The following is a 22368-nucleotide window of genomic DNA, read 5'->3' as shown; positions in this document are numbered from 1 at the left end:
AGATGAGAAACAGTAAGGCCAGCGAAAATGAAAAAAACAAAATGAAAAATGCCCTGGGGAGGTTATCCACAGGGCATTTTCGTGCACTCCGAGACAAGCCTTTTCGACAGGATCAGTCTATTCGCTGGTTACGTATTGCTGTGCCGCGGCGTGAAGAAGGCCAACGCCGCTGCAACGATGAACAACGCGGGCACGTCGCCCACCAGATGGCCGACGTGGCTTGTCCCGTCCATCTCGACGCCGAAGGACTGCACGGCCATGATCGCACCGTGCACGACGCTCGACCACACGGTGAACCAGATCAGGCTCAAATGTTTCATCGGATCGCGCGACGCCATCAGCAGGAACACGCCGAGGGTCGCGTAGATGCCGACGATCATCAGCGGATACTGGGAATGGCCGCTGTGCCACGCCCAGCCGGACGGCCACAGGATCATCAGCGGCCAGATCGCGAATATGGCGATCAGACCAACTACGATCAAAACGATGCGCAAGGCGGCGAGCCGTTGGGTGTCGTTCATGGCGGGCTCCTTATTGCGGCGGATTGCCGTAACTGGATGCCCGTGAGTATAGAACGCTCCCCGGTGTATATCCCGTCAACCGATACCGTCAGTCGTCTTGACGGTTCAGGCCGGCATGCCCGTAATCAGATGCACCACACCGTGCTCCAGTGTCATCACCCCTGCCACCCCGGCCGCGCTCAACCCCGGCCGGTCGATCCGTGCCACGTCCCGCAACTCCACCCGCAGCCGCGTCAGCGCTACGGGTTGATGGTGCTTGAGGTTATCCGCGCCACCCAGCGCGGCGACGATGGCCGGTGACAGCTCATCAACCGCTGTCGCAGGCCTGGACTCTTCCAGTACCAGGTCCGGGGTCAGGGCTTTCCAGAATGCCTGTTGCAGTTTGTCGAACATGTTCAATGCTCCATGGCCAGGGTGGCCGGACTGGCCGTGGGTGAATGAATACGCAAGAGATCGCGCACTTGCTCGGCGCTTTCCTGGGTCAAGGCCTGTTGGGCCAGCGTGCGGCATTCGCTCAGATCCCATTCACGCACGCAGGCCTTGATGGCCGGAATCAGCGGCACGCTGACCGATAGCTCATCCACGCCAAGCCCCAGCAACACCGGTACCGCCAAAGTTTCCGATGCCAGCGCGCCACACACTCCGACCCATTTGCCATGGGCGTGAGCGGCCTCGACCGTCCGGGCGATCAGGCGCAGCACCGACGGATGCAGGCCATCGGCCTGGCTGGCCAAGCGCGGGTGGTCGCGGTCCATGGCCAAGGTGTACTGGGTCAAGTCGTTGGTCCCGATGGAGAAGAAATCCACTTCGGGAGCAAACAGGTCGGCCATCAGCGCCGCCGCCGGCACTTCGATCATGATGCCCAGCTTCGGCGCTTGCGGCAGGCCCAGGTTGCGCACCTCTTCGTCCAACATCTGCCGCGCCAGCCGCAACTCCGACAGCTGCGTGACCATTGGCAGCATGATGTGCAGCCGCGTCAGCCCCGAACAGGCGAGAATTGCCCGGAACTGTTCGCGCAATAACTGAGGTCGCTCCAGGCACAGGCGAATACCACGCATGCCCAGGAAAGGATTGGCCTCGTGGGCCATCGGCACATAGGCCAGCGGCTTGTCCCCGCCCACGTCCAGGGTACGCACCACCAGATTACGCTCAGCTCCCAGGGCCCGGGCGACGGCGCCATACAGGAGCGCTTGCTCGTCGTGTCCCGGTGGGTGGGCGCGATCCAGGTAAAGCAGTTCGGAGCGCAACAGCCCCACCCCATCGCCCCCCAGGGTCATGGCCTGCTCCACGTCCCGAAGCGAGCCGACATTGGCAGTGATCTCGACTCGATGACCGTCAAGGGTACGGGCCGCCAGGGCCGATTGCTCGAGGTCGCGCCGCTGCCGTCGCAACTGTCGGTCACGGGAGGCCTGGAGTTGCTCAATCCGCGCCGCGTCTGGATTCAAATGCAGTTCTCCGCTGTCGGCATCCAGCAACACCGGGGTGCCGTTGGCGAGGGTCAATACCTGCTCAGGCACGCCACACAACGACGGCAGGCCCAGCGCACGGGCCAGGATCGCCACATGGCTGGTAGCACCGCCACCCACCGTGACGAAACCGGCGATTCGCGAGGTGTCCAGGTTGGCGGTCTGGGACGGCGTCAACTGCGCGGTCACCAGGATCGACTGCTCGGGCAGATCCCAGGCGTGGTCCCGTACGCCGAGGATCAGCTTAAGGACCCGATGCCCGACATCGGACAGATCCATCGCGCGCTCGGCCAGCAGGACACTGCCCGACTGCTGGAACTGCGTGGCGGTCGCCTCGGTCGCGGTTTTCCAGGCAAAGGCCGCACTCTTGCCTTCGACGATCAAATCCCGAGCCTGCTCCAGCAAGGTGGGGTCTTCCAGCAGCTCCTGATGCGCGGCAAAAATCTGGGCCTGGACACTGCCTGCACTCTCGCTCTGCAACGCCTTCAATGCCTGGTTCGCCTGGTTCAACGCCTGGTCCAGAAGGGCCTGCTCGGTCTCGATTCCCGCGCCTGGCTCTTGCACTTCCAACGTATGGGTCGCGATCTGCACCACCACACCCGACACCGAGCCCGGCGAGGCACACACGCCTTGCCAGCGCTCAGGCGTGGGCGATTCGACGCACATGGGCACTTCTGGCGTCGGCTGCGCCTGGACGGATTCACCGCAGCCCGCCAACAATAGTTGCGTCAGTGCCTCGAGCGCCTGTTCGGCCTGTGGACCGGCGGCACTGAGCTGCAAACTGTCGCCCTTGACCGTCTGCAACGCCATGATCGCCACCAGGGATTTGGCATTGGCGCTGGCCTGCTGCTTGTGCAGGCAGATGTTCGCATCAAAGCCTTTGGCCGCCTGGGCGAACACCGCAGCGGGACGCGCATGCAGACCGCTGTCATTAGGCAGGATCAGCGGCTTGGAAAACAGCACCGAGCCCTGTTGCGTCTGCGTGTCCTGCCCTGGCGTCCCTTGACTCACCTGCAGCAACGGCTGACCGCTTTCCACCCAGGACGACTGGGCCGGTATCAGGCTGAAGTCTTCGCCAGTGACCACCAGCATCAACGTCAATAGACTGCGCGCGTGCAGGGCGATGTAGTCGGCATCGAAATCGATCAGCGGTTGCCCGACCTCGACTCGTTGACCTATTTCTACTCGGGAAGTAAAGCCCTTGCCCGCCAGGTTCACCGTGTCCAGGCCGATGTGCATCAACACCTGAACACCGTTGTCACTGGTGACACTCACTGCATGGGCGCTGTCCTGGAGCGTGCCGACAACACCGGAGAGCGGCGCACAAAGGGTCTGCGAAGTCGGATCGATACAGATTCCATCCCCCACGACACGGTTGGAAAAGACCGGATCAGGCACGTTGTCCAAGGGCATCAAGACCCCGGACAACGGTGCGAGCAATTGCAAAGGTTGCGTTGTGTTCATGACTTCACCTGCTGCTGTCTGTTCTTTTGGCATCGCGGGCAGAGCGCATCCACCGACCCGCGTCACACGGGTCATTTCCACCAGTACTCAACCTGCACGCCCACGTTGGAACCATGCCGCGTGCCGCCAAATGCACCGGTGTCGGACAGCGCCGAACCGGCCGCCAGTTCATTGGCTGCGCGCTGGGCCGCCGCGTTCCAGCTGGCGTAGGTGTAATACAGTCGTATTTCCGGGCGAGCCCAGAATTCCGGGCCCTTGGGCGACCAGGTAGGGGCAAAGGTGAATTTGCTCAGCTTGCGTGTTCCATCGCTGGCCTGCACTTGGTCATGGCCCAGTTCCGCCACCAACTTGAACTGATCGGTGATGGCATAGGCCGGCCGAACCCCCAACGACAGCCAGTCCTGATCGGCGCCATCAGGGCGAATGTCCTTCTGGTACACCGCCTGCACTTGCCCGCCGAAACGCGGCGTGACCTGCCAATCGAAAAACTCCACCAGACGATAGCTCTTGTTGCTGTCGTCCAGTCCGGTATCGCCGGTATAACCCAGTCCGGTGCCGGGCCCCTCACCGTATTGCAAGGCCAGTTTATTCTTGCCACCCAGGAAGTCCTGCTGCACATGCTGGGCGGTCAAGGCCCAGCCGCGATGGGCATCACGACGATTCGCCTGATCGATGAAGCTTACGCCGAACTCCAGCTCGCCACCGGGGTTGGTATCGAAGCCGCCCACGTTGAAATCATGCCGGTTGACTGGGTCTTTCTGATACAGGTTGTCCTTGCGCGAAAAGGCGTAGCTGTATTTCAGCCCGCCGATCAACACATCCTCGATTCCGGCCCCAGTGGCGCTCTGGTTCCAGTAGTAGAAATCGGAAATATGGATGTCGTTACGCTTGTAGTAACGCCGACCGGCCCATAGCGAGCCTCCGTTCAGGCTGGGCATGTTCGACCACTGGGCATACATCTGCGGCATCCGCGCCGCGCCGTTTTCGCCCTGGAACGTCGGCGTGCGGTCGTAGCGGTTGTACAGCGACGCCATGCCATCCACGCTCAGTACCGAACCGTCGTCGAGGGTGAAAAGATCCTGGCGCAGCTCCAGTTCGCCATATTGTTCGCACTCGTTGCCCAATCGGTATTTGCTTTGTGCCCCAGGCAACTGGAAACAGGATTGGGAGCGGCCATTGGTGGCGCTGCCGACGCCACTGCGCAGGTAGCCGGAGAACTCCAAGGCCTGGGCCGGGAATGGCAACGCCAGGCAGATACAAGACACCGCAAGTCCACGATTTATTGTTGTTTTCATATGCCGCTCCTTCTTTTTTATTGTTTTTTGATGCACTTCAATCGTCCTTCGCCTGCCAACGAATGGGCGATAAAGGGCACACGGTGCGTCGAGCGCAACGTGGTCGCTATCAGGCAATGCCTGGGTCAGAAATGACGTTTATTCAGTCGCTCAGGTGCAGCACGAACGACTCGTAGGGGCGTAGGAACAATCGTCGCTCACGGTGTTGGCGGTCGTAGTTGCCGATCACCCAGCGTTGCTTCGTGTCGCCGGAGAGAATCCCTTCGGGCAACTGGACTTCGCAGTCGCCACCGTAAAAGTGGCTGACGACCAGCAGGCGTTCGCCCTGCCCTTCGCGCAGGTACGCCCACACCTGGGGATGCTCGGGCAGCAGCAGGCGATAGACCCCGTCCTGGATCAAGGCTTCGCTGCGACGCAGGGCAATCAAGCGACGGTAGTAATGCAGTACCGAGGTCGGGTCTTGCAGTTGCTGCTCGACATTGATGAAGGCCGCGTTGGCGGGTACGTCGATCCAGGGTTCGGCACGGCTGAAACCCGCGTTCGGCCCGGCAGTCCATTGCATCGGCGTGCGCCCGTTGTCGCGGGACTTTTGCATGATCGGCGCCATGGCCTCGGCTTCAGGCACTCCGGCGTTGCGCTTGAGGCGGTAGATGTTCAGGGTTTCCACATCGCGGTACTGATCGATGTGATCGAAGCCCGGATTGGTCATCCCCAGCTCCTCGCCCTGGTACACGAAAGGCGTGCCTTGGAGAAAGTGCAACGCGGTAGCAAGCATCTTCGCCGAGACCACCCGATACTTTCCGTCTTGCCCGAAACGCGACACCACCCGCGGCTGATCATGGTTACACCAGAACAGTGCGTTCCAGCCGCCACCGGCCTGCATGCCGGTCTGCCAGTCGGACAAAATGCGCTTGAGCTCTAAAAAGTCGAAGTCGGCCCGCACCCACTTTTGCAGGTTCGGGTAATCCACTTTCAAATGATGGAAGTTGAAGGTCATCGACAACTCCCGTGATTCCGGGCACGAGTAACGAACGCAGTGCTCAAGGTTGGTGGACGACATCTCGCCAACGTTGATCAGGTCGAAGCCTTCGAAGACATCCCGGTGCATGTCCTGCAGATAGCGGTGTACGTTCGGGCCATCGGTATAGAAACGTCGGCCATCGGTGTGATCGTCAGGAAAGTCGGCCGGCTTGGAGATCAGGTTGATCACATCGAGACGGAAGCCCCCCACGCCCTTGTCCCGCCAGAAGCGCATCATCTTGAACACTTCGGCGCGCACCTGCGGGTTGTCCCAATTCAGATCGGCCTGAGTGTGGTCGAACAGGTGCAAGTAATACTGGCCGGTCTGTGCTTCGTACTCCCAGGCAGAACCACCGAATTTGGATTCCCAACTGTTGGGCTGGTCGCGCCAGATATAGAAATCGCGGTACGGGTTGTCGAGGCTGCTGCGAGCAGCCTGGAACCAGGGATGCTCGATGGACGTGTGGTTGACGACGATATCGAGCATCAGCTTGATGTCGCGCCTGTTGGCTTCGGCGATCAACAACTCGCAATCGACCATGGTGCCGTAGCTGGGGTCAATGGTGTAGTAATCGCTGATGTCGTAGCCGTTGTCCCGTTGCGGGGAACGCAGGAACGGGGTGAGCCACAGGTAATCGACTCCCAGCCAGTGCAGGTAGTCGAGCTTGTCCACGACGCCCAGCAAATCACCGGTGGCCTGGCCGCCGTGGCTGTAGAAACTCTTTGGATAAATCTGGTAGATCACTGAGCGTTGCCAGTCTTGCATGGCGAGATTCCTTCAATCTGTTGGGTGCTGGCCCGCAGGTTTCATTGCAGGCAGCCCGGCTATATGGAGGTCAGGCGACGCGATACCCGGGCCGGACGATCTTCATGCTCAACGCGCAGGTCAGGGCAAAGGGCACGCTCATGGCGATGACCATGCCGATCACGAACATGGGTATGGCGTCGGGAATGATCGAAATGAAACCCGGCAAGCCCCCCACGCCAATGGCTGAGGCCTTGATCTTGTTCAACGAGAGGAAAATGCAGCCCAGGGCCGAACCGGCCAAGGCGCAATAAAAGGGGAATTTGTAGCGCAGGTTGACCCCGAACATCGCCGGTTCCGTGATGCCGAAGTAAGCGGAAATCGCCGAGGTGGACGCCATGCTCTTGTCCCGGGCATTGCGGGTCATGTAGAACACCGCCAGCGCCGCGCTACCCTGGGCCAGGTTGGACATGACGATCATTGGCCAGATAAAGGTCCCGCCCTGGGTCGAGATCAACTGAAGGTCCACCGCCAGGAACATGTGGTGCATGCCGGTGACTACCAGCGGCGCATAGAGCAGGCCGAAAATCACCCCGCCAATCACCGGCGCCAGGTCGAACAGCGCCACCATGCCTTCGGTGATCAGGATCCCGAGGTGCCGGGTAACCGGCCCGATGATGGCGAGGGCCAGCACCCCGGTGACCACAATGGTGGTGATGGGAATCACCAGCAGCTGGATGGCGTTGGGCACCCTGGCACGCAACCACTTCTCGATCACGCTCATGACATAGGCCGCCAGCAGGATCGGCAGGATCTGCCCTTGGTAGCCGACTTTTTCGATCCGGAACCAGCCGAAGATATCGAAATAGGGCAGGCTCTGGCCGTCCAGCCCCGCCACGGCCTTGCCGTAGTTCCAGGCGTTGAGCAGGTCCGGGTGAACCAGCATCAGGCCCAGCACGATGCCGAGAATTTCACTGCCGCCAAAACGCTTGGCCGCCGACCATCCCACCAGGGCCGGAAGAAAGACGAAGGAGGTGTTGGCCATCAGGTTGATCAGGCTCCAGACACCGTCCAGGTTCGGATACGCGTCGAGCAACGTCTGGCCGGCAATGAACATGCCCTTGGCCCCCAGCAGATTGTTGACGCCCATCAATAGGCCGGCGATCACCAAGGCGGGCAGGATCGGCATGAACACGTCGGAAAGCACCCGTACCAGGCGCTGCATGCCGTTGCCCTTCTGCGCGCCCTGGCGCTTGACGTCGGCAATGGTCGCGGCGGCCAGGCCCGTCAGCTCCCGCAGGGCGGCGTAGACCTTTTCCACTTCGCCCGGGCCGATGACTACCTGGAACAGCCCGCCGGTAAAAAACGAGCCCTTGACCAGGTCGACCTGGTTCAGCGTGGCGCTGTTCACCCGGGCGGCGTCCTTGAGGGACAGGCGCAGGCGCGTCACGCAATGGGCTGCTTGCTCGATATTGTCGACGCCACCGAGGCTTTGCAGCAGCTCACTGGCGATTTTGGAGTAGTCGTGGCTCATGCTTTTTTTCTTCCGCGTCATTCTTGTTATTGAGAGTCGACAGCACGTGGAAGGGAAAGTACTCGTCTGTACGAGTTAAATCAACAACTCGTACAGACGAGTTTTGAAATTGTTTATGATGCCCCTGACAAAACGGGAAGCGTCCTACGCTCCTCTCATCAAATAATGACAGCCGAATGGACAAATCCCCCACTTGGCCCTTAAGGTTCCGCCCCGGTGAACAGCGCGGTACAGAGCCCTCTCCATGAGTAAATACAACCGGATCTACAACGATCTGCTGACCAGCATTACCACCGAACGCCTGGAGCGTGGCGCCCGCTTGCCTTCGGAAACCGAACTGATGGACAGCTACCAGGCCAGTCGAGGCACCGTGCGCAAGGCCATCGAACAGCTTCAGGAACGTGGTTTTGCCCAGAAGATCCACGGCAAGGGCACCTTCGTGCTGTCGACCTCCCCCATCGAATTCCAGCTCGGCGGCATCGTCAGCTTCCAGGAGACGTACCCGCGCCTGGGCGACGACGTCAGCACCGATGTGGTCGAATTCAGCCAGATGCCCCTGGAAGGTGCCCTGCTCGAGCACATCAAGGCTCCCGCCGGCAGCCAGGTGACGCGCATCAAGCGGGTACGACGAATCGACGGCAAACGGGTGATCCTGGACATCAACCATTTCGTCAGCGATGTGATCCCCGGCCTGACCCGCGACATCGCCGAGCGCTCGATCTACGCCTTCATCGAACAGACCCTGCTGCTGCAAATCGCCTATGCCCAGCGCACCATCGAAGCGGTTCGCTGCGGCAAGGACGACCAGCAACACCTGGACCTCGACGGCCAAAGCCACGTCATCGTGGTCAGCAACCAGACCTTTCTCCAGGACGGCCGACAGTTCGAGTACACCGAATCACGGCACACCCTGGACAAGTTTTATTTTTCGGATGTGGCGCGGCGCTGAAGTCGTGTGAATCCCCGGTCAGCGACGCCACAAGCATGTCACCCAACCAAAGCTTCCAGCCCTTTGAAAGGCAAGCCCGGTAACCGCCGGCCTTCTTTCGCAACGTTGACCTGCAAGGCCACCTGGGCCACGTCCAACACGTTCTTGGTCAGCGAATAGCTGCCCTTGGCCTGTAGCCAGGTCAGAACGTCTGCCAAGTGCCAGATAGACGCACTCCCCTCGTGCACGGGCGTCGGGAAGCTGCCCGGATGAGCCAACATCAGCTTGCGCATGTTTTGCCGAGATACACCGACGATCTCGGCTACGTCGGTCAGCCCGACTAAATCAGGCGCTACCTCGATCAGTCTGGCCGATGGCACGGCGCGGCGAACGTCGCCCAGTGCACTAAGCACAGCCTCAACCGCATCAGGCGCATCGCGAGTGAACTCAAGCGCCAGCCGCCCCGGCTGCCCGATGCCTACCAAGGCATCGTCGCAGCCCGCTTCACCCAGCCGCTCGACCAGTTCATCCAGCGCGCAGCCATCGTCAGCAAGCTGATATTTCAAGGTAAAGGTAAATTCCATTGTTCTATTCCTTAACATCGTAATCCGCATCGCGCCGATTGCGATGCGTCGAGCAATTGTCCACGACGCGTCGCAACGCTCGCGCATGGTTGCCAGGATTCTTCGGCGTGCTCCATATCGATGTGATGCAGAACTCGCCACAACGGCACTCCACGTCGTTGTACGGGCAATAAACCCGTCCCCAGGCGTGACCGCCGCCAACTTCTATGCGCCACCCGCGCCCTTCGGCATGCCTGAGCGCGTCTTCGATCTCTTTCTTCGGGTGCGTTGGACGAATCATCCGTGATCTCCAGTATTCGCACGACCCGCAGAGTTGTCAAATGACAACCTTCCCTTCTTTCGAACAGCCGCACTCGGCAACGTCTCAGAAAGGCAAAATTGATCGGCATGCGACAAGTCTCCGTGAACCATGCCGGTGAAATACCCATAGGGCTGCAGCCGATGATAAGCGCTTCCTGGTGCGCTCCAAGGCGGGTAATCGTAGCGAAAGGTGACGGCACCACCCTCCCAACACTGCCGCGGTATGTAGGCGCGATTGGCAGTCGCGAAGCATAGGCAATGTATTTATGCACGGCTGGTTTACCGAAAGACCGCTTCCGTAAGCCCTTGCGACTCAACCCACAGCCTCGCAGCGACGCTCGTGTCCAGTGCTTGCGCAGGAACCTTGGCAATGGCCGGATAGCCGCGTATTTCGCTGAGCCTGTCCGGGCCGTAATAGACACCGCCTTGAGCCTGCGGTGAGGTCGCGGCGAAGAGGGTCGGCAACGCCCCCTGCGCTGCCGGCTGGAACAGGAACCACATGTAGCGACGAGCCATACCCGGAACGCTCCATGCACCGGCGCCATTGGGCAACAGATCGGTGCGCGAAATGCCCGGATGGGCAGCGACGCTCTGGATGCCCCAGCCAGCAGCATCGCTGCGGCGTTGCAATTCAAGGGCGAACATCAGGCAAGCGAGTTTCGATTGGCTGTAAACCGGCATCGGCTTGTAGCTGCGCTGAGCTTGCAGATCATCGAAGTTGATCGTGCCACTTCGGGCGGCGACGCTTGAAAGACTGACCACCCGTGGCTTGTTGCCCTTGCGTAGCAGCGGCAGCAGTTGGGCAGTCAAGGCGAAGTGACCCAGGTAGTTCGTGCCGAACTGCAACTCGAATCCGTCGCAAGTCACCTCACGCTTCGGCGGCGCCATCACAGCCGCGTTGTTGATCAGCAAGTCCAGGCTGTCGCGCGAACTCCGCAGGCTCTCGCCAAACGCCTCGATGGATTCGAGGCTGGCGAGATCCAGTGCCGCGAAAGTCACATTCGCGCCGGGAACACTTTGGCGAATCTGATCGACTGCTGCGGCGCCTTTCGACGGATTTCGACCGGCGATGATGACATTCGCACCGGCACGGGCCAACGCCAGCGCGTCTTGGAACCCAAGGCCGCCAGTACCGGTGACGACCGCCGTACGGCCGCGTTGGGAAGGGATGTCGGAAACTGTCCAGTGGGTCATGATGCTTGCCTGCCGAGAAGTTGAAATGCACACTAGGTGCATATAAATATGCACCTAGTGCTAAAACTTAATGCACTCAGTGCAACAATGCAATAGGCCATCGAATGTCAGAAACCTTCCCTCCCGCAGGTGCAGCCCCCACAGAAGGCTTGCGGGAACGCAAACGCCGCGAAACACGCCAGCGCATCGCCGAGGCCGGCCAGCGCTTGTTCCTCGCCAACGGTTACGACGGCACAACGCTGGACACCATCGCGGCAGCGGCTGGCATCTCGCGCCGCACGTTTTTCTCGTACTTCAAATCGAAGGACGACATCATCTTGTTCTGGCAGGACGCCGATTCGGCCAGGTTGATTGCCGATCTGCTGAAGACATCGCCCGACGTACCGCCACTCGATGCTGTTCGCGATGTGATGGTCAAGCACATCGCGCGCTATACGACCGAGCAGATGACAGCCGTGGACAATCTCATGCGTTCGAGCGAATCGCTGCTTGCGCGCAAGCAGGCGTACTACGCGCAACAGGAACAAGCGCTGTTCAACACGCTGTGCGAGGTCTGGCGGCAACCTGAGCGGCGGTTGGCCCTTCGGATGGTGGCCGTGGTGTCCGTCGGTGCGATGAGACTCGCGCTTCAGGCGTGGCGGGATCAGACTGGCCAGCGAAAGCCGGTGGCCAACTTCCTGCAGGACGCCTTTGACAGTTTGAGAACAGAGCTTTGACTGTAGCGACGGGGCGCTTGCGGGTGGACATTGATACCGGACGCGACAGAACTGCCGCGTCCGGTTCGGGAAAAGCCTCGGCGTACGCCGGGGCCATGCTGCGAGGTCACGCGGCCAGTGTTCAGCCAGTCGCGGCTGTTGGCTAAACTGTCGGAACGGTGCCGCCGTCGATCCGATACTCGGCCCCTGCGATCGAAGCGGACCGCGGGGACGCCAGGAACGCGATCAAATCGGCCACCTCTTGTGGTGTGGCCGGTCGACCTACTGGAATTCCTCCCAGCCAATCCATGACGATTTTCTTGCCGCCCTCGTAATCCGTTCCGGCGTCCGCCGCCATCCGCTGCGCAAACGCTACGGAAGCCTCGGTCTCAATCCAGCCCGGCGCAACGCTCAGCACGCGAACGCCCTTCGGCGTCACCTCTCTCGCCAGAGACTTGCTGTAGGTCGTGAGGGCCCCCTTGGCTGCGGCGTAGGCGGTGGTGGACTCGGGCAAAGGCAGCACGCGCTGGATGGAGCTGACGTGGATGATGACGCCGGAGCCCTGAGCCAGCATCGCTGGCAACAACGCACGATCCAGGCGTACGGCAGGCATCAAGTTCAGGTTCAGCTCGGCGAACCAGTGCTCATCACTGATCGCGGCGAAACCGCCACCGGGAGTGTGCGAACCGCCGAGCACGTTGATCAGGATATCGACGCCGCCCCAGTCCTGCAGGACGGTCTGAGCAAGATGATTCGCACCTTGCGCCGTCGACAGATCGGCAGCCACGTAATTGACGCCCTCCACCGGCTCCGCTGGCAAGGTGCGAGCGGATGTCGCCACCCGAGCGCCGGCCTCCACAAGGGTTTTCACGACGGCAGCGCCAAGGCCCAGCGTGCCGCCGGTGACCAATGTCCGCAGGCCATTCAGATGAAGGTCGAAGCTCATGCCGTGATCTCCAGCGATGCGATCAGGCCGCGTTCAAGGCGAAAGCGGTAGGACAGAACGATCGGGCTGCCAGGGAAGTTGCCGGTGACGTTGGCGCGGACAACTTGAAAGCCGTCCTCTCCCTCAATGGCGAACGGCACGCTCGTCGCGCTGTACTTGGCCGATGCCTCGGCCATAAAGGCCTTGATGGCGTCGACGCCCGTGTAGGTACGGCCGTCGTCCTTCATGACGGCTTGCGCGGTGAAGCAACGCGCCAAGGCGTCGGGGTTGTGTTGCGCCGCGAAGTACGCGGCAATAGGCTCAGGAAGGGTCAAGGTATTCAAGTTTTGGCTCCATGGGGTCAGCGAAGGCCTTAGGATGCGCGCCTACCTGAATTCAGTGAATACACTAGAATCTTTATAGCTTACTTAGGAAACGATACAGAATGCGTGGATCCGACTTCGCTGAACTGAAGGCCTTCGTAGCCGTCGTGGAGCGCCAAAGCTTTGCCCGAGCTGCAGAGCATTTGGGCCTATCGCCGTCGGCACTCAGCCAGACCATCCGGCAGCTCGAAGGCCGCATCGGCGCTCGCCTTCTGAATCGCACAACTCGAAGCGTCGCGCCATCGGCCAGTGGCGAACTGCTCTACAGGCGCATAGCGCCTTTGTTTCGGGAGATGGCTGCTGCAGTCGCCCAAGCCAGTGAGGCGACAGGGCAGATGAGCGGCACGCTTCGCATCAACACGCTGGGGATCGCAGCGCGGACCATCATCGCGCCCCGGCTTTCACGCTTCCATCAAGCACACCCTGACGTGGTTCTCGACATCGTGGTCGACGACGCGCTCGCCGATATTGTCTCTGGCCGCTTTGATGCGGGCATCCGCGTAGGTGGGCAGCTCGAGAAAGACATGGTTGCCGTGCGCCTCACGCCGGACCTGAACATGGTGGCCGTGGCCTCCCCGGACTATATCGCGCGTAGAGGAACCCCCAAGTCACCTGCCGATTTGCATAACCATACATGCATCAACTGGCGGCTCCAGATGGACGGCAGGCAATATCGCTGGGAGTTCAAGAAACGAGGGCAGCGGCTCGAAGTGGCGGTGGACGGCCCCGTCGTCACCAATCATGCTGACATCGGCATTGCTGCTGCGCTGAACGGGCTCGGCATTGCCTATCACTTCGAGCGAGATGGCGTGGGCGAGCTCTTGACCCAGGGACGGCTGGTCCAGGTCCTGCCGGACTGGTCGATTTCGCGCCCGGGGTTGTTCCTCTACTATCCGAGCCGCCAGCATCGACCAGCCCTCCTCGGGGCGTTCATCGACTGTCTCCTGGATCGAAAACCGTTCGATCGGCGCTAGGCCTCAGGAAGGGTCGCCATAGCGTCGGCAAACACCACGGAGTGAGCTATGGCTTCCAGCACAAAAGAGGTGGCAGCAGCATGCGCATTTCCGCTTCTAAAGGGCAAGCTCCACGATTTGGCCATAGCACATTTATACTATGGTTTCTATGCGAGGCTTAATTCTAAACTACTGACAGGATTCTAATTCACCCTAAAAAAATGAGAAAACCATGACAAAATTAAAACTTGTTGCAGCGGTTTCTGTTTTGGTGGCACTAGCTGGATGTAATGTCATCGCTAGCAAAACTAATATACTCACTGATGACCAAATAAAATCCCAGGCTGGCGGGGCCCTAGGGTATTCTCCTGAGGAGCTGACTTTGGTAAGCCGCCGGACGGAAGGAACCAATACGTTCGCCGCGTTGAAGTCCAAAGATAATCAACAGTTTAATTGCATTATCAACGGCGGGAACCTCTTGACCTTTGGCATGACCAACCCACCATCCTGTGCTAAAAAAGGTCAGCCACCAGTTAGTGCTACTCCATTCGGTGGTTGATTTTTAAAGACAGTGTATACCAAGAGCCTCTTGAATATTTAGTTGAGTTCTACTCCTTATATAGAGTTGCTCTTGGCTCCCTAGAGAGAAGTGATTTCGAGTTATGATTTTTCATAACTTTAATTTTTTGATTTTGATTAGACTAGTGTGCTGTTCGCTAAATAGGCTTGGTATCGGTCAACATGGCAATCAATCGGATTCCATGTAAAAAATACCCTGCTTGGAAAAGCACTCGCGCACAATGATAAAACCCAATGAAACCGGGCTTGTCATGAGATTTGATACCATGCCCTTGCCTGCTAAGGCGACATGGTATCGAGCGCTAGGCATGGGCATTTGGCTCAGTCAATGCCCCGTACCACACCGCATAAACACCGTCTCGGCGATGCACAAAGCGGCCAGAACTTGCCAGGCCAAAAAAGCCAAAAGCCCGCAATTACGCGAGCTTCAGGGCATTGGTTTGCTAGATCGTGCCGGTCAGTGCCGGACGCAGGATCATTCCCACTCAATCGTCGCCGGCGGCTTGCTCGACACGTCATACGTGACGCGGGAGATGCCTTCGATTTCGTTGATGATGCGCCCGGAAACGGTTTCCAGCAGCTCGTACGGCAGGTGTGCCCAGCGAGCGGTCATGAAGTCGATGGTTTCCACGGCACGCAGGGCCACGACCCAGGCGTAACGACGGCCATCGCCGACCACGCCCACCGATTTCACCGGTTGGAACACCACGAACGCCTGGCTGACCTTGTGGTACCAGTCGGCCTTGCGCAGTTCTTCGATGAAGATGTGGTCGGCGCGACGCAGCAGGTCGGCGTATTCCTTCTTCACTTCACCGAGGATCCGCACGCCCAGGCCCGGGCCCGGGAAGGGGTGGCGGTAGACCATGTCGTAGGGCAGGCCCAGTTCGAGACCGAGGCGACGCACTTCGTCCTTGAACAATTCGCGCAGCGGCTCGACCAGCTTGAGGTTCATTTCCTCTGGCAGGCCGCCGACATTGTGGTGGGACTTGATCACGTGGGCCTTGCCGCTCTTGGCGCCGGCCGACTCGATTACGTCAGGGTAGATGGTGCCCTGGGCCAGGTACTTGATGTTGTCCAGCTTGCAGGATTCGGCATCGAACACGTCGATGAAGGTGCGGCCGATGATCTTGCGCTTCTTCTCCGGGTCGGACTCGCCGGCCAGGTTGTTCAGGAACTGCTCTTCGGCGTTGGCGCGGATCACCTTGACGCCCATGTTCTCGGCGAACATGGCCATCACTTGCTCGCCTTCGTGCAGGCGCAGCAGGCCGTTGTCGACGAAGACGCAGGTCAGTTGGTCGCCAATGGCCTTGTGCAGCAATGCGGCAACCACCGAGGAGTCCACACCGCCGGACAGGCCCAGCAGCACGTTGTCGCTGCCGACCTGGGCACGGACCTGAGCGATGGCGTCTTCAGCGATTTTCGACGGGGTCCACAGGGCTTCGCACCCACAGATGTCGAGGATGAAACGCGACAGGATGCGGCCGCCCTGCTTGGTGTGGGTCACTTCAGGGTGGAACTGCACGCCGTAGTAACGGCGATCATCGTTGAACATGCCGGCAATCGGGCAGCTCGGGGTGCTGGCCAGGATGTGGAAGTCTTCCGGCATCTTGGTGACCTTGTCACCGTGGCTCATCCACACGTCCAGGCCGAACAGACCGTCGGCGTCGACGTGGTCTTCGATACCGTCCAGCAGGCGGCTCTTGCCGACCACGTCGACGCGGGCATAACCGAACTCACGCAGGTCCGAACCTTCGACCTTGCCGCCCAGCTGTTCAGCCATGGTCTGCATGCCGTAGCAGATACCGAAGACCGGCACGCCCAGGTCGAACACGGCTTGCGGGCAGCGCGGGCTGTCGGCTTCGTGCACGGACTCGGGGCCGCCGGCGAGGATGACGCCTTTCGGAGCGAATTCGCGAATCGCTTCGTCATCCATGTCGAACGGATGCAGTTCGCAGTACACGCCGATTTCACGCACGCGGCGGGCGATCAGCTGGGTGTACTGGGAACCGAAGTCGAGGATCAGGATGCGGTGAGCGTGAATGTCGAGGGCCATGGGAAAACTCTATAAAGCAGTTGCAAGCTTCAAGCTGCAAGCTGCAAGTAATCGGAAGCTGCGCGGTAGCTGTATGAACACAGCCCCGCCTGCAGCTTATAACTTGTGGCTTATAGCTGTCGGCATCAGCCGACCCGATAGTTCGGCGCTTCCTTGGTGATCTGCACGTCGTGGACATGGGACTCGGCCATGCCGGCGCCGGTGATGCGCACGAATTCCGGCTTGGTACGCATCTCTTCGATGTCGGCGCTGCCGGTGTAGCCCATGGAGGAACGCAGGCCGCCCATCAGTTGATGGATGATGGCGCTCAGGGTGCCTTTGTACGGCACGCGACCTTCGATGCCTTCCGGCACCAGCTTCTCGGCACCCGCGGAGGAGTCCTGGAAGTAACGGTCGGAAGAGCCCTGGGCCTGGGACATGGCGCCCAGCGAACCCATGCCGCGATAAGCCTTGTAGCTACGGCCCTGGAACAGCTCGATCTCGCCCGGCGCTTCTTCGGTACCGGCGAACATCGAACCCATCATCACGCAGTAGGCACCGGCGACGATGGCCTTGGACAGGTCACCGGAGAAGCGGATACCGCCGTCGGCGATCAACGGCACGCCTGTGCCTTCAAGGGCGGCGGCGACGTTGGCGATGGCGCTGATCTGCGGCACGCCGACACCGGCGACGATACGGGTGGTGCAGATCGAGCCAGGACCGATACCGACCTTGACCGCGTCGGCACCGGCTTCGGCCAGGGCCTTGGCGGCTTCGCCGGTGGCGATGTTGCCGCCGATCACCTGCACGTCAGGGAAGTTCTGCTTGACCCAGCGAACGCGGTCGATCACGCCTTTGGAGTGACCGTGGGCGGTGTCGACCACCACCACGTCAACGCCGGCATTGACCAGGGCGGCGACGCGGTCGCCGGTGTCCTTGCCGGTGCCGACCGCAGCGCCGACGCGCAGACGACCCTGGTCGTCCTTGCTCGCCAGCGGGTAGGCCTTGGCTTTTTCGATGTCGTTGACGGTCATCATGCCCTTGAGGGCGAATTTGTCGTCGACGATCAGCACGCGCTCGATACGGTGCTTGTGCAGCAACTCGCGGACTTCGTCCTTGTTGGTGCCTTCCTTGACCGTGACCAGGCGCTCTTTGGGCGTCATCACTTGGCGGACGGAAGCATCGAGACGGTTCTCGAAACGTACGTCGCGGGAGGTGACGATGCCGACCAGGTCGCCATCGTGCAGTACCGGAACGCCGGAGATGTTGTGCATGCGGGTCAGTTCGAACAGATCCCGGACCGTGGCGTCAGCCTCGATGGTGATCGGATCCTTGACCACGCCAGCCTCGAACCGCTTGACCTTGCGCACTTCGGCGGCCTGCTGTTCGATGGTCATGTTCTTGTGGATGATACCGATACCGCCTTCCTGGGCCATGGCAATGGCCAGACGGGCTTCGGTCACGGTGTCCATGGCGGCGGAAACCAGGGGGATATTCAGTTCGATGCCACGGGTGAGACGGGTTTTGAGACTGACTTCGTTAGGCAGTACTTCGGAATAACCGGGCACTAGGAGAATGTCGTCGAAGGTCAGAGCTTCTTGGCTGATACGCAGCATCGCGGGGGCTCCCGAGCGGGAAAATGGAAGCGCGCCATTATACTCATGGACCCCGTCTGGCTCAATGTAAAACTCTGTCTATTATTGGCGGGCTGATTGACGGGGCTAATCACTACAATCTCTGGAGCACTCCTGATCCTGTGGCGAGGGGATTTATCCCCGCTGGACTGCGCAGCAGTCCCAAAGCAGTCGACTCAATATGCCTGATGTACCGCATAGCCTGGGTTTAGGGCCGCTTCGCGCCCCAGCGGGGATAAATCCCCTCGCCACGAAAGCAATCTCCAGCCTGCCTATCTACAACTCCACCCGCACCCAACTCACCGGCTGATCGAGCCAATCGGCGAACTCATCGAGAAAGTCCTGCTTGAACCCCGCCTCCAGCCAGTTATTGAAGATGAACCCCAGGTTGGAAAAGCCGCACGGCTGCAGGAACAGAAAACCATTGATGTCATCTTCATGGCCGCATTCGGGGCAGGTGAAGTTGTCGGTGCGCGCTGGCATCCAGTCTTCCAGGCTTTCGAACAACGCTTCGCCGACTTCCTTGCGGCACTCGGCGCAACCGGCTTCTTCGAGAAAGCCCTTGGCCGGCGTATAGATGCAGCGCTTGGTAATGATCTCCAGGCCATTGATCGCTTCGCCGAACGGCAAGGCTTCGGGGTGCATTACCACGTCGCGGGCACCGGGGGCGATGGCGTGGGCCATGCGATTGCCGGTGCGCCCGCAGGTGGTCAGTTGTTCTTCGACGATATTTTTGCGCACCAGCCAGCGCACGATCGCCCGGGCCCGGGGCTCGTGGACCGGCAGGGTGGAAATTTTCGGGACGATGATGCTTTGCGAATTCATGACGAGGCCTGGAGGTTCCCATGGGGGCGAATAAAGGCCGGCAGCTTAATCCCTGGCCAAGCCAGGTCAAGCACTCAGGTAACGCCCGATCAAGGCAATGCCACTGGCGAGCACCAGCCAGGTCACCAAGCGCACGAACGCCTCGCGCGACAACCTCATGGTCAGGCGACGACCCACCCACAGCCCCAGCGCCATGGCCGGCAACAAACACAGCGCCAGTACCAGCAAGGGTAGCTCGGCATACACACCGGCGACGATAAACAGGCTCAAGCGCACCACCGTGCTGCAACTGATCAAGGCACTTTGCGTGGCCCGGGCCGGGTCCTTGGGCAGGCGGCTATTCAAGTAAATGGCATATAAAAAGCCGCCACTGCCAAACAACGCCCCGAACATCCCGCCCACCGTGCCCATCGGAAACGCCCACCGCGATGACAACTGCGTCGGCCGGGTTTTTATCAACAGGCTATAGATGGCATAGCTGCTGATGAACAGCCCCATCAACAGCAACAACAGATCGGACTTGAGGTTAAGCAGGAAAATCACTCCCAGGGTGCAGCCCAGTGCCATGCACGGCAGCAACCGCAGTAGCTCTGGCCGGGACACGTCCCTACGCGATGGCAACAGGTTGCCGAAGGCCGCGACAAAATCCAGCAGGACCAGCAGCGGGATGATCTTCGACAAGGGCATGAACAGCAGCAGGATGGGCGCGGCCACCAGCGCCGTGCCGAACCCGGCGATGCCGAACACGATATAGGCCAGGGTAATGGCCGAGCCGATCGCCAGCCATTGCATGGGGGCAAATGCCCACTGGCCCAACCACGACAGAAGATTCATCCGGCACTTCCTTGATGACGAAGCGGGGACTTTAGCCAGATGTGTCGGGGCATATCCAGCATTTGTGGTGACCGGCCTATCGCTATCGCGAGCAAGCTCGCTCCCACACTGGACCTATGTCGCACTGGAAATCAAATGTGGGAGCGAGCTTGCTCGCGATGAAGGCAACTCGATCCGATTTGTTTGCACACATGGAGATTCACCAGCGAATGCCCTTATCATGCCGCCCATGATTAAAGATCCCTTCGCCCGACTGGGCCTGGACCGCGAGGTCCTGACTGTCAGCCAGCTCAACGGCCGTGCGCGGGTGTTGCTTGAAGACGTGTTCAGCAACATCTGGGTCGAGGGCGAGATTTCCAACCTTGCCCGTCCGGCCTCCGGCCATGTGTACTTCACCCTCAAGGACAGCGGTGCCCAGGTGCGTTGCGCGCTGTTCCGGCAGAATGCCGCGCGGGTGCGCCAGGCCTTGAAGGATGGGCTGGCAGTAAAAGTGCGCGGCAAGGTTTCGCTGTTCGAAGGCCGTGGCGATTATCAGTTGATTCTCGACACCGTGGAGCCGGCCGGCGATGGCGCCCTGCGCCTGGCCTTCGATGCCCTGAAGGAAAAACTCAGCGCCGAGGGCCTGTTCAGCGCCGAACGCAAAGTGCCGTTGCCGGCCCATCCGCAACGCATCGGCATTATCAGTTCGCCCACGGGCGCGGTGATCCGCGACATTATCAGCGTGTTCCGCCGCCGGGCGCCGCAGATCTCCCTGACCCTGATTCCCACCGCCGTGCAAGGCCGCGAAGCCACCGGGCAAATCGTCCGCGCCCTGAAACTGGCCGATGCCCGTGGCTTCGATGCGCTGATCCTGGCCCGGGGCGGCGGTTCCCTGGAAGACTTATGGTGCTTCAACGAAGAAGCCGTGGCCCGGGCGGTGGATGCCTGCGTCACGCCAATCGTCAGCGCCGTCGGCCATGAAACCGACGTGTCCATCAGCGATTTCGTCGCCGATGTGCGCGCCCCGACCCCGTCCGCCGCCGCCGAACTGCTGGCGCCGGATGCCGGCGATCTGGTGCGCCGGGTCGAAAGCCTGCATCGCCGGCTGGTGATGCGCATGCGCGACCGGCTGATGCGCGATCAGTTGCGTCTCGAAGGCCTCACCCGGCGCCTGCGTCATCCCGGCGAACGCCTGCGCCAGCAAGCCCAGCGCCTCGACGACCTGGACATGCGCCTGCGCCGGGCCTTCGAACGCAACCTCAATACCCGCCGCGAGCGGCTGATCCGCCTGGAAACCCGCCTCGCCGGGCAACACCCGGGCCGACAGCTGGCCATGTTGCGCCAGCGCCTGGACAGCCTGGCCGAACGCCTGCCCCGGGCCATGCGTGAAGGCCTCAAGGCGCGCCGCGTGCAATTGCACAACCAGATGCAGACGCTGCACATCGTCAGCCCCCTGGCGACCCTTGGCCGGGGCTACAGCATCTTGCTCGACGAACGCGGCCATGCGATCCGCAGCGCCGGGCAAACCCAGACCGGCCAGCGCCTGACCGCCAAGCTCGGCGAAGGCGAACTGCTGGTGCGGGTCGAAGACAATCACCTGACGCCGGTCACCCTTTCTTTACTGGATTGATTCATGCCGCGCTATCTCACCCCATTGCTGTTGCTGTGCCTGACCTTCAATGCCCACGCCGACAGTTACATCACTCGCTTGTTGAACAAGCCGGTGCCCGGCGGCGTGGCCGTGGTGGACCTGGGCAGCGCGGCCCAGGCACCCAAAGCCACTTACCAGGGCAAGCCGGTGCTGGTGGTCAAGGAACAGCAGAATTGGCTGGCGATTGTCGGCATCCCGCTGACGGTCCAACCCGGCACCCAACAGATCAGCAGCGGCGGCGGCACCCAGCCCTTTGTGGTCGGCTACAAAAAGTACCCCGAGCAACACATCACCTTGAAGAACAAGCGTCAGGTCAATCCGAACCCGGCGGACCTCAAGCGCATCGACGCCGAGCTGGCGGTACAACTGAAGGCCTATCGCAGCTTCAGCCCGAACATTCCCAGCAACCTGTTGCTGGACAAACCGGTCAATGGCCCGCTGTCGAGCAAGTTCGGCGTGCGCCGCTTCTTCAACGGCGAAGAGCGCAACCCCCATGCCGGCCTGGACTTCGCCGTGCCCGCCGGGACACCGATCAAGACCCCGGCCGCGGGCAAGGTGATCCTCACCGGCAATTATTTCTTCAATGGCAATACGGTGTTCGTCGACCACGGCCAGGGTTTCATCAGCATGTTCTGCCACATGTCGAAGATCGACGTGAAGGTCGGCCAGCAACTGGCCCGGGGCACCGTGGTGGGCAAGGTCGGCGCCACCGGCCGCGCGACCGGGCCGCATATGCACTGGAATATCAGCCTGAACGATGCGCGGGTGGATCCGGCGATTTTCATCGGTGCTTTCCAGCCCTGAGATGTGTGCCGGGGCTACCGGCC

Annotated in this window: 21 protein-coding genes; 6 read left to right on the top strand and 15 right to left on the bottom strand. The window is 60.7% G+C overall.

Annotated features, from left to right (window positions below; all coding sequences use genetic code 11):
- Nucleotides 1-128 precede the first annotated feature (128 nt).
- The 6 genes from BLP82_RS04680 to treP form a co-directional block, all read right to left on the bottom strand.
- Entirely contained in the window at nt 129-521 is a 393-nt protein-coding gene (locus BLP82_RS04680; RefSeq protein WP_092165727.1) for a DUF6632 domain-containing protein, read from the bottom strand.
- A 105-nt stretch (nt 522-626) separates the two neighbouring features.
- On the bottom strand, nt 627-914 hold the full coding sequence (locus tag BLP82_RS04675) for a PTS sugar transporter subunit IIB (RefSeq protein WP_092165725.1): 288 nt from the start codon (nt 912-914) through the stop codon (nt 627-629).
- Nucleotides 915-916: 2 nt separating this feature from the next.
- A complete protein-coding gene (gene ptsP, locus BLP82_RS04670; RefSeq protein WP_092165723.1) occupies nt 917-3451 on the bottom strand; it encodes a phosphoenolpyruvate--protein phosphotransferase in 2535 nt (844 codons plus the stop codon).
- A 71-nt stretch (nt 3452-3522) separates the two neighbouring features.
- Entirely contained in the window at nt 3523-4746 is a 1224-nt protein-coding gene (locus BLP82_RS04665) for a maltoporin (protein ID WP_092165721.1), read from the bottom strand.
- 142 nt (nt 4747-4888) lie between these two features.
- Nucleotides 4889-6532, bottom strand: coding sequence for an alpha,alpha-phosphotrehalase (treC, locus tag BLP82_RS04660; protein WP_092165719.1), 1644 nt, complete (start codon nt 6530-6532; stop codon nt 4889-4891).
- A gap of 70 nt (nt 6533-6602) precedes the next feature.
- Nucleotides 6603-8045 carry a PTS system trehalose-specific EIIBC component gene (treP, locus tag BLP82_RS04655; protein ID WP_092165717.1) on the bottom strand — a complete coding sequence of 481 codons (1443 nt, stop codon included), beginning with the start codon at nt 8043-8045 and terminating at the stop codon, nt 6603-6605.
- 244 nt (nt 8046-8289) lie between these two features.
- On the opposite strand from treP, the gene treR reads away from it, so the two are divergent.
- Nucleotides 8290-8994, top strand: coding sequence for a trehalose operon repressor (treR, locus tag BLP82_RS04650; RefSeq protein WP_092165715.1), 705 nt, complete (start codon nt 8290-8292; stop codon nt 8992-8994).
- A gap of 38 nt (nt 8995-9032) precedes the next feature.
- Here treR and BLP82_RS04645 read toward each other — a convergent pair whose 3' ends face one another.
- From BLP82_RS04645 to BLP82_RS04635, 3 genes are all read right to left on the bottom strand, one after another.
- Nucleotides 9033-9557, bottom strand: a complete 525-nt coding sequence (locus BLP82_RS04645; RefSeq protein ID WP_092165713.1) for a helix-turn-helix transcriptional regulator — start codon at nt 9555-9557, stop codon at nt 9033-9035.
- Between the two features lie 4 nt (nt 9558-9561).
- Nucleotides 9562-9837 (bottom strand): hypothetical protein, encoded by a 276-nt coding sequence (locus BLP82_RS04640; protein WP_092165711.1) that lies wholly within the window; start codon nt 9835-9837, stop codon nt 9562-9564.
- A gap of 299 nt (nt 9838-10136) precedes the next feature.
- Nucleotides 10137-11051, bottom strand: a complete 915-nt coding sequence (locus BLP82_RS04635; protein ID WP_092165709.1) for an SDR family oxidoreductase — start codon at nt 11049-11051, stop codon at nt 10137-10139.
- Between the two features lie 104 nt (nt 11052-11155).
- On the opposite strand from BLP82_RS04635, the gene BLP82_RS04630 reads away from it, so the two are divergent.
- On the top strand, nt 11156-11767 hold the full coding sequence (locus tag BLP82_RS04630) for a TetR/AcrR family transcriptional regulator (RefSeq protein ID WP_092165707.1): 612 nt from the start codon (nt 11156-11158) through the stop codon (nt 11765-11767).
- Between the two features lie 142 nt (nt 11768-11909).
- Here BLP82_RS04630 and BLP82_RS04625 read toward each other — a convergent pair whose 3' ends face one another.
- Complete coding sequence (locus BLP82_RS04625) at nt 11910-12692, bottom strand: SDR family oxidoreductase (protein ID WP_092165705.1); 783 nt, start codon at nt 12690-12692, stop codon at nt 11910-11912.
- Complete coding sequence (locus tag BLP82_RS04620; protein ID WP_092165703.1) at nt 12689-13015, bottom strand: nuclear transport factor 2 family protein; 327 nt, start codon at nt 13013-13015, stop codon at nt 12689-12691. The genes BLP82_RS04625 and BLP82_RS04620 overlap by 4 nt, the downstream gene beginning before the upstream one ends.
- Before the next feature lie 101 nt (nt 13016-13116).
- Between BLP82_RS04620 and BLP82_RS04615 the strand changes: the two genes are divergently transcribed.
- Nucleotides 13117-14028, top strand: coding sequence for a LysR family transcriptional regulator (locus BLP82_RS04615; protein WP_092165701.1), 912 nt, complete (start codon nt 13117-13119; stop codon nt 14026-14028).
- 211 nt (nt 14029-14239) lie between these two features.
- Complete coding sequence (locus tag BLP82_RS04610; RefSeq protein WP_092165699.1) at nt 14240-14566, top strand: hypothetical protein; 327 nt, start codon at nt 14240-14242, stop codon at nt 14564-14566.
- Nucleotides 14567-15061: 495 nt separating this feature from the next.
- Here the strand turns inward: BLP82_RS04610 and guaA are convergent, their stop codons facing one another.
- From guaA to BLP82_RS04590, 4 genes are all read right to left on the bottom strand, one after another.
- The gene (gene guaA, locus BLP82_RS04605) at nt 15062-16639 is read right to left on the bottom strand and encodes a glutamine-hydrolyzing GMP synthase (protein WP_092165697.1); all 1578 of its coding nucleotides are present in this window, start codon (nt 16637-16639) and stop codon (nt 15062-15064) included.
- 125 nt (nt 16640-16764) lie between these two features.
- Nucleotides 16765-18234 (bottom strand): IMP dehydrogenase, encoded by a 1470-nt coding sequence (guaB, locus tag BLP82_RS04600; protein WP_060739079.1) that lies wholly within the window; start codon nt 18232-18234, stop codon nt 16765-16767.
- A gap of 294 nt (nt 18235-18528) precedes the next feature.
- Nucleotides 18529-19077, bottom strand: coding sequence for a sugar ABC transporter ATPase (locus BLP82_RS04595; protein ID WP_072408104.1), 549 nt, complete (start codon nt 19075-19077; stop codon nt 18529-18531).
- A 66-nt stretch (nt 19078-19143) separates the two neighbouring features.
- Nucleotides 19144-19911: a sulfite exporter TauE/SafE family protein gene (locus BLP82_RS04590; protein ID WP_092165696.1), complete on the bottom strand. Its 768-nt coding sequence runs from the start codon at nt 19909-19911 to the stop codon at nt 19144-19146.
- 229 nt (nt 19912-20140) lie between these two features.
- On the opposite strand from BLP82_RS04590, the gene xseA reads away from it, so the two are divergent.
- Nucleotides 20141-21520, top strand: a complete 1380-nt coding sequence (xseA, locus tag BLP82_RS04585) for an exodeoxyribonuclease VII large subunit (protein ID WP_060739082.1) — start codon at nt 20141-20143, stop codon at nt 21518-21520.
- A gap of 3 nt (nt 21521-21523) precedes the next feature.
- Nucleotides 21524-22345 (top strand): peptidoglycan DD-metalloendopeptidase family protein, encoded by an 822-nt coding sequence (locus tag BLP82_RS04580; RefSeq protein ID WP_092165695.1) that lies wholly within the window; start codon nt 21524-21526, stop codon nt 22343-22345.
- Nucleotides 22346-22368 lie beyond the last annotated feature (23 nt).

The sequence above is a fragment of the Pseudomonas sp. NFACC37-1 genome (assembly GCF_900101575.1).
Lineage (GTDB): Bacteria > Pseudomonadota > Gammaproteobacteria > Pseudomonadales > Pseudomonadaceae > Aquipseudomonas > Aquipseudomonas fluorescens_AA.
Note: the sequence above shows the minus strand (reverse complement) of the source record. Positions and strands in the feature narration are given on the sequence as shown.